Origin of the sequence: Halovivax sp. (genome assembly GCA_007119345.1) — an archaeon.
Classification (GTDB): Archaea; Halobacteriota; Halobacteria; order Halobacteriales; family Natrialbaceae; genus Halovivax.
On record SKPV01000058.1, the window covers coordinates 1 to 7800 of the forward strand.

The window sequence follows — 7800 nt, forward strand, 5'->3', positions numbered from 1 at the left end:
CCGACGTTGGTGAGCACCTTGTTCTCGGCCTTTCGGAGGTGCTCCTCGTAGGTGGAACGAGCCACGGACGTCCGCCCGGCCAGCTCGCTCACCGACGCCTTCCGCGGCTGTTCGTAGTAGCCGCTGTCGAGCGCGTGTCCGAGCGCGGCCAGCTGGCGGTCGGTCACCCCGTCGAACAGCTGATCGACCGGGGCCAACATCGAGTGCGGGAGCTGCGTCTCCTCGAGCCCGGTCTTCGAGAGCACGTCGATCTCGCGGTCCGCGTCCAAATCGTCGTACAGCGCGGCGATATCTTTCTCGTCGAACGCGATCACCGTGTAGTGTTCCCACCCCTGTCGGTGGACGGTCGGCGGCTGGTAGAGACAGTCGTGCTCCTCGAATCGCTCGATGATCGATCCCTCCAGCGCGCAGAGACAGGACTGCATCACGACGTGCAGGCCGGACTCGTCGTTGCTGGTGTGGAGTACCGTCCCCAGTCGCTCGATATCGGCGAGCAACTCCTCGGGCGGGGTGTGCTGGGCCGTAATCTCGAGGACCTGGCAGTCGCTCAGGTACCACTCCCTGATCGTGAGGTCCGGATGTCGTTCGGAGAGTTCCCGATACGGGCACTCGTGGCGGATCCGAAACGACGCCTGATAGAGTCCCATGAAGCGAAGTGGCCCTCGACGGTTATGGGGGTGCCGGTCATAACCTGCAGTCTCCATATCCCTCGTTCTCCCCTCCGTACACACGATGCCAGAAATCGACCCTGCGGAATTCGCGAGGCGGTTACGGAGCGGCGACGATCTCTACGTTCTCGACATTCGTCACGAAGACGAGTTCGAGGACTGGCACATTCCCGGCAGTGAGAACGTCGACATCTACGACGAGCTGCGGGAGAACGACGCCGAGGCGGTCGAGGAGGCCCTCTCGACCGTTCCCGCGGAGAGCGAGGTGGTGACGGTCTGTACCGCCGGCGTCGTCTCCGAGCGCGCGACGGACGCGCTGCAGGAGATGGGATATGACGCGCAAACGCTCGTCGACGGAATGCACGGGTGGAGCCGCGTCCACCGGAGCGCCCCCGTCGACGTCGACCTCGACGGAACGCTTCTGCAGGTCGCACGGCCGGGGAAGGGCTGTCTCTCGCACGTCCTCGTTTCCGACGGCGAAGCGGCCGTCTTCGACGCCTCACACTACTCCGAGGAGTACGAATCGATCCTCGACGCGCACGACGCCGAGCTCGTCGGCGTCTTCGATACGCACGCCCACGCCGACCACGTCTCCGGCGGACCCGACCTCGCCGAGCGTCACGGGGTTCCCTACTTCCTCCACCCGGAGGACGCGCCCTCTATCGACGCCGCGCCGCTAGCTGACGGGGGGACGCACGCGATCGGGAACGTCGAGGTGACGGTGATCCACACGCCCGGCCACAGTCGCGGAGGCGTCACGTTCGCCGTCGACGAGGCCGCACTTCTCACGGGCGACACGCTCTTTCACCGGAGCGTCGGCCGCGTCGAGCTCGGCGTCGAGGCCGGGATCGAGGAGACCGACGTCGAATCGAACGCTGCGACGCTGTACGAGAGTCTGCGCCGACTCCGGGACCGCCCCGGCGATCCGCTGATTCTCCCCGCTCACGACCCCGGCTCTCCGGAGCCGCCCGCGTCCGAACCGATGAGCGAGGTGGAAGCACGGAACGCCGACCTGCACCGCGATCGCGACGCGTTCGTCGAGACGCTGGCCGCGGACGTCCCGGACCACCCGCCGAATTTTCGGCGCGTCAAGGGCGTGAACGTCGGCGCCGAGACCGTCGCCGACGAGGAGCGCTCGACCCTCGAACTGGGACCGAACAACTGCGCGGCCGAGTAAGATGAGCGGAACGTACGCCCAGGGGATCGCTCGAAACTGGCGGCAGTTCGCCCTCCAGATCCTGACGGTCTTCGCCGTCGGACTGACGATGGGATCCCAACGAAACGTCGTCCCCATCATGGGCGAGGAGACGTTCGACGTCACCTCGTTCCTCGTCATCGGCTCGTTCGTCGTCAGCTTCGGGATCGTGAAGGCCGTCCTGAACCTCTACTCGGGGAAGTGGGCCGATTCGTTCGGTCGAAAGCCGATCCTCGTTCTCGGCTGGCTTTCGGCGCTGCCGATCCCGTTCGTCCTGATCTTCGCGCCGAGCTGGTCCTGGATCGTCGTCGGCAACGTGCTCCTCGGCGTGAACCAGGGCGTCGCCTGGAGCATGAGCATGATCTCGAAGATCGAGCTCGCTGGGCCGAGCGAACGCGGGCTGGCCGCCGGCCTCGACGAGGCGTTCGGCTACACGGGCGTCGCCGTCGGCGCGTGGTTCACCGGCGTCGTCGCCGCGGAGTACAGTCTGCGCCCGGAGCCGTTTTACTCCCTGCTGCTCGTGATCGTCGTCGCGATGTTGATCGCGATCTTCCTCGTCGAGGAGACGCTCCCGTACGCGAAAGCGGAGGCCGCTCGGGCCGACGGCGGCGAGGACGACCGGGACGACGGGGAGCTTCCGTTCGCGGAGATCGTCAAGCGGGCGACGTACAAGGACCGCACCCTGTTCACCGCCGCCCAGGCGGGCCACGTCGAGAACTTCGTCGACACGCTGGTCTGGATCGGGTTCCCGCTATTTCTTGTGGCCCGGGGGCTCGACACGGCACAGATCGGCGTCGTCGTCGGCGTCCACAGCGGCGCCTACTTCCTGCAGGTGTACACGGGACGGCTCGGCGATCGGATCGGTCGTAAACCCCCGATCGTCGCCGGGTTCTTCCTGGCCGGCGGGGGCGTGCTCGGGATGACGCTCGTCGACGGCTACCACGCCTGGATCGCGATGTCCGCCGTCGCCGGCGTCGGAATGGCGCTTCACTACCCGAATCTGATCTCGGTCGCCAGCGACGCGGCCCACCCGCTTTGGCGATCGACCGGCCTCGGCGTCTACCGGCTGTGGCGCGACCTCGGGTACGCGGTCGGGGCCGTCTTCATCGGGCTTACGATGGACCTGCTGTCCGTCGAGGCGGCCTTCTACGGGACGGCGATCGCCATGTTCGTCTCGGGCGCCTTCGTCGTCCTCGCGATGGAGGAAACCCACCCCGAGTTCGGGACGCACGAACGCCCCTCGCTCTCCCGCGAGGAGGTCTAGAACCGACCGTCCGACGCCGTGGCCCCGTGAGGACTTCCCTCACCCGCCGCGATCGTCCTCGCGGTCGTCGAAACCGCTCCCCGCGTCTTGGCGACGATCCGGAGCGGCGGCCGACGCAGTCCGCGAAGCGGGACGCGGAAGCTCACGCGTACCGCTTGACGATCGTCTCCTCGGCGCGGTGCAGCGTCTCGCTGCAGGTGGACTTCGCGATCCCCAGCTCGTCGGCAAGCTCGGTCAGCGTGCACCGGCGGGGCGTGTCGTAGTACCCCTCCTCGACGGCCGCGAGGACGACCTCCCGCTGGCGGTCGGTCAATCGACTCGCGCCCGGATCCGACCGCGCGTCGTCGACGTCGTACTCGAGCCCCAGCGAGCGGAGCCGCTCCGTCAGCGCCGCGACGCGCTCGCGGGGACCGGCCACAGTGACGGTCGCCGTCCCGTCGCGGACGCGCACCGGAAACTCGATCGGCGTCCCCGCACCACGCGCGGCGAACAGCACCTCGGGCTCGGCCGACTCGAGCTCGAGGATCGCGACCTCGGCGCCGCGCTCGAGGATGCGGACGCGCTCGGCAGCGTCGCCCGCGCGCATGGCGGCGAGGAAGCCCTCGAGATCGGGTCCCGCGACGCGCACCACGGCGGCGCCGGCTCCGTCGGACGGAATCGCGCCCAGGACGGACAGCTCGACCTCGGGGTGCGCCCTCGATGCGGCCGCGACGGCCAGTTCGTCGTGCAGCGAGATCCTGAGTCTGGACTGTAACATCGTCGCTCACCTCCGAATTCGGCGGGAACGACCGTGTGCTTCCTCACGAACGGGTTCGCGACCGCCTCACGAACGGGTTCGCGACCCGGCGTCGTTGGGGCGTGCCGGCTCGATCGAAGCGGGTCCGCGGCCACCCCGAAGCGCTCCAGATCGACGACGGCGTCGCGGTGGTCGCAGCTCGTCGTCACGGGTATCGCCAACTCGAGTCCGAAAACGGCCGTTCAGACCAAAAGCTGGACGTCGGACTCGGCCATGTGCTGCAGCGCCGTCGCGGCGCCGACGCCGGTGGTGACGCCGTCGTAGAAGTCGTCCTCGTCGTAATCCATCAGCTCGATCGTCATCTGGCAGGCCTGCAGGTCGACACCCTGCTCGAGCGAGAGCTCGATCAGCTCTTCGATCGTCGCAGTGCCGTTCTCGTCGATCTTCTTTCGCATCATGCGGGTCGCCATCGCGTCCATCCCTGGAATCGCCGCGACCGCGTTCGGGACCGGCATGTTCGGGTTTCCGACGGCGCTCAGCTTGAGCTCCGTCGACTTCTCCTCGTGGAGAATGTCGAGCCCCCAGAAGGTGTGGAAGACGACGACGTCCCAGTCGAAGGCGGCCGCGGTGCTCGCCAGGATCAGCGGCGGGTACGCCATGTCGAAGCTGCCCTGGGTGGCGATGATCGTCATCTTCTTGTCGTCGTCATCGTCGCCCGACTCGGCGACCGATTCCTCGAGCTCCGCGACGCGCTCGCGCAGCGCCCGCAGCTCCGCGGCGTCGAACTCGGCGTCGTCGATCGACGGTGTGGTATCGTCCGTGCTCATCTCAGGCCGTCTTCTTCACGTAGTGGGTGTACAGGTCGTCGTCTTCGACCTGATCGAGCAGTTCGACGCCGTCGGTGCCCTCGGCCCAGCCCCGAACGTCGCTCATGCTGCCCGAATCCGTTGCGACGACTTCGAGGACGTCACCCTCCTCGAGGTCGTCGATCGCTCCCTTCGTCTTGACGATGGGCATCGGGCAGGACAGTCCTTTCACGTCGAGCGTCTCCGTAGCGGTGTGTTCCGAACTCATGTTTTGTGCTCTGTATTGGAGCTATCACACAATATTGGCCGGGTCCATAAAAGGATATCGATTATTGCGCGATATACGAATACCCGCCATTGGGTGGGCTCGCTAATATGGGCTAATCGTGGCTTTACATGCGTATTGCGGGCTATTATCCGGGTGGCGGCCGACATCGGTATTGCACTAAGTAGGAAATACTATACAAACCCTTAAGCCCTCCCGGCCGGTACAGGGCAGTGTACGACATGGACGAAATGGACTTTCCGACGCCGGACGTCGAAATCGAATCGGTGACGCCGGACGAGTTGAAAGCGCGCGTCGACGCGGGCGATGAGGTCGCGCTCCTCGACGCGCGAATGGAATCGGACTACGAGGAGTGGCGGATCGACGGCGAGACCGTCGAATCGATCAACGTCCCGTACTTCGAGTTCCTCGACGAGGAGCTCGACGAGGACGTCCTTGCGCAGGTTCCCGACGACCGCGAACTCACCGTCCTCTGTGCGAAAGGCGGGGCCAGCGAGTACGTTGCCGGCACGCTGAAAGAACACGGCTACGACGTCGACCACCTCGAGGAGGGGATGAACGGCTGGGCGCGCATTTACGATCGCGTCGAGGTCGAGCGCTACGACGGCTCCGGGACGCTCTACCAGTACCAGCGTCCCTCCAGCGGCTGTCTCGGTTACGTGCTCGTCGACGGCGGCGAGGCCGCCGTGATCGACCCCCTGCGTGCGTTCACCGACCGGTATCTCGAGGACGCCGATGAGCTGGAGGTCGACCTCGCGTACGCGATCGACACGCACATCCACGCGGACCACATCTCGGGCGTCCGTAACCTCGCTGCGGAGGGCGTCGAGGGCGTCATCCCCGAAGCCTCGGTCGATCGGGGGGTCACGTACGCCGACGAGCTGACGGTGGCCGCGGACGGCGACGAGTTCCAGGTCGGCGACGCCACGATCGAGACGGTCTACACGCCCGGCCACACCTCCGGGATGACCTCGTATCTGATCGACGACGAGTTGCTGGCGACGGGTGACGGCCTCTTCGTCGAGAGCGTCGCCCGCCCCGACCTCGAAGAGGGCGACGACGGTGCCCCCGAGGCGGCCGCGCAGCTCTACGAGTCGCTGCAAGAGCGCGTGCTGGCGCTGCCCGACGACACGCTGATCGGCGGGGCTCACTACAGCGACGCCGCCGAGCCCGCCCACGACGGAACCTACACGGCGCCGATCGGCCAGCTCGTCGACCAGATGGACGCGCTGACGATGGACGAGGACGCGTTCGTCGAGCTGATCCTCTCGGACATGCCGCCCCGTCCGGCCAACTACGAGGACATCATCCCGACGAACCTCGGTCAGCACGAGGCCGACGACGAGGAGGCCTTCGAACTCGAACTCGGCCCGAACAACTGCGCCGCGAGCCAGGAGTCGCTCGCCGGTGACTGAATCCAGTATCGATCCGACGCATGGTAACTGAACTCGTCGCACCCGCGCTGTACGAGACGCTGTTCCCGGCGGGGATCAGCCGGTACGCCGTCGGGGGGCTGCTCGTCGGTCTCGGCGCCGCCGTGATCTACCTCGGCACGGGCATCCCGGCCGGTGCGAGCACGTTCCTCGAGTCGACGCTGAGCTACGTCTCCGAGCAGTCTCGATTCCAGCGGTACGTCGGCTCCCGGGACTGGCGCGTCGTCTTCACGCTCGGCATCGTCGCCGGCGCGTTCGCCTACGCGCTGACGTTCCAGTCCGGGCTGCTTTCGAGCGGGCTCTACCAGCCGGGGACGACCGGCGAGACGCGCGAGGTCGGCGGCCTGACGATCTGGCTGACGGACGTCCAGCCCTGGCGGCTGTTCCTCGGCGGAATCCTCGTCGGGATCGGCACCCGGATCGGCAAGGGCTGTACCTCCGGCCACGGCGTCTGCGGCGTCGGCTCGGCGTCGAAGACGTCGATCGTCGGCGTGATGACGTTCCTGCTGGTCGCGATCGGCACGGCCCAGGTCGTGATGGCCCTGGGGGTGAGTCCGTAACGATGAACGGAAATCGACATCCGCTGTTCGTGCCGCTGATCTTCGTCGGCGGCCTGATCTTCGGCTTCGGGCTCGGATTCAGCCACATGGCCCGGCCCGAGGTCGTGCTGAACTTCCTGCAGTTCGAGGACTTCGGGTTGCTGTTCGTCATGTTCGGGGCCGCGATCGTGTCCGGCATCGCGTTCGCGGTGATGCCACGACTCCGCGACCGCGCCCCGCTGACGGGCGACACCTACGGCCGGCGGCTGAAGTCGTTCGATCGCAACGTCCTCGTGGGCGGCGCCATCTTCGGGGTCGGCTGGGGGCTCTCGGGTATCTGTCCCGGCGCGGCCTACGCCAGCCTCGGCGTCGGCAACGTCGCGATCCTGTGGGCGCTCGCCGGCATGTTCGTCGGCGCGTACGTCCAGGGCGTCTGGCGCAGCCAGCGGGCCGATTCGCGGACCGGCGCGACGGGCGCCGACTGATCCCGTTCGAGCGGACGACCGACCGGGATGGCGATGGCCCACCCGTTCCGATCCCGATCCGCCTCTCGGGCCGCGGTCACGAGACGCCCGGGGTGACTTCGCTGACGGGGCGTTCGGACGACGACGACGGAGACTCCGGAGCGCGTGAGCCGTCCGACCGAGAGCCCCCCGAGACCGGGCAGTCTTCGGGTGGCTCGACGGCGGCGCCGTTTCGGTATCGTCGCCCGGAGCGGTCGGCTGTCGCCGACGCGCGTCGGAAGCCCGTCCCCGCCTGCCGTCGATTCCGCGCGGGTGCCACCGCGGGAAGGTTTATTCGTTACGAGAGGTACCGGTCGGTATGGACGCCGCCTCGAGCCCCGCGTCGGTCGCCGACGGCCAGCGGGCGGCG

9 protein-coding genes are annotated in these 7800 nt (G+C 67.3%); 5 read left to right on the forward strand and 4 right to left on the reverse strand.

Translation table 11 applies throughout. The features are described from left to right. Positions 1-647 (reverse strand): helix-turn-helix domain-containing protein (locus QZT59_RS04400; protein ID WP_290811867.1); only part of this gene is annotated, 647 nt, incomplete at its 3' end. 85 nt (positions 648-732) lie between these two features. On the opposite strand from QZT59_RS04400, the gene QZT59_RS04405 reads away from it, so the two are divergent. Together QZT59_RS04405 and QZT59_RS04410 are read left to right on the forward strand one after the other, a co-directional pair. Further along, positions 733-1845, forward strand: coding sequence for an MBL fold metallo-hydrolase (locus QZT59_RS04405; protein ID WP_290811870.1), 1113 nt, complete (start codon positions 733-735; stop codon positions 1843-1845). A 1-nt stretch (position 1846) separates the two neighbouring features. Next, positions 1847-3127, forward strand: coding sequence for an MFS transporter (locus tag QZT59_RS04410; protein WP_290811873.1), 1281 nt, complete (start codon positions 1847-1849; stop codon positions 3125-3127). Positions 3128-3269: 142 nt separating this feature from the next. On the opposite strand, the gene QZT59_RS04415 is transcribed toward QZT59_RS04410, so the two are convergent. From QZT59_RS04415 to QZT59_RS04425, 3 genes are all read right to left on the reverse strand, one after another. After that, positions 3270-3884 (reverse strand): helix-turn-helix domain-containing protein, encoded by a 615-nt coding sequence (locus QZT59_RS04415; protein ID WP_290811876.1) that lies wholly within the window; start codon positions 3882-3884, stop codon positions 3270-3272. 221 nt (positions 3885-4105) lie between these two features. Next, positions 4106-4690 (reverse strand): DsrE/DsrF/DrsH-like family protein, encoded by a 585-nt coding sequence (locus tag QZT59_RS04420; protein ID WP_290811879.1) that lies wholly within the window; start codon positions 4688-4690, stop codon positions 4106-4108. 1 nt (position 4691) lies between these two features. Then, positions 4692-4937: a sulfurtransferase TusA family protein gene (locus tag QZT59_RS04425; RefSeq protein WP_290811882.1), complete on the reverse strand. Its 246-nt coding sequence runs from the start codon at positions 4935-4937 to the stop codon at positions 4692-4694. Positions 4938-5176: 239 nt separating this feature from the next. On the opposite strand from QZT59_RS04425, the gene QZT59_RS04430 reads away from it, so the two are divergent. From QZT59_RS04430 to QZT59_RS04440, 3 genes are read left to right on the forward strand one after another with little or no spacing between them, the layout of a single operon-like run. After that, a complete protein-coding gene (locus tag QZT59_RS04430) occupies positions 5177-6370 on the forward strand; it encodes an MBL fold metallo-hydrolase (protein ID WP_290811891.1) in 1194 nt (397 codons plus the stop codon). Positions 6371-6390: 20 nt separating this feature from the next. Continuing rightward, positions 6391-6948, forward strand: coding sequence for a YeeE/YedE family protein (locus tag QZT59_RS04435; protein WP_290811885.1), 558 nt, complete (start codon positions 6391-6393; stop codon positions 6946-6948). 2 nt (positions 6949-6950) lie between these two features. Next, a complete protein-coding gene (locus QZT59_RS04440; protein ID WP_290811888.1) occupies positions 6951-7412 on the forward strand; it encodes a YeeE/YedE family protein in 462 nt (153 codons plus the stop codon). Positions 7413-7800: the final 388 nt, after the last annotated feature.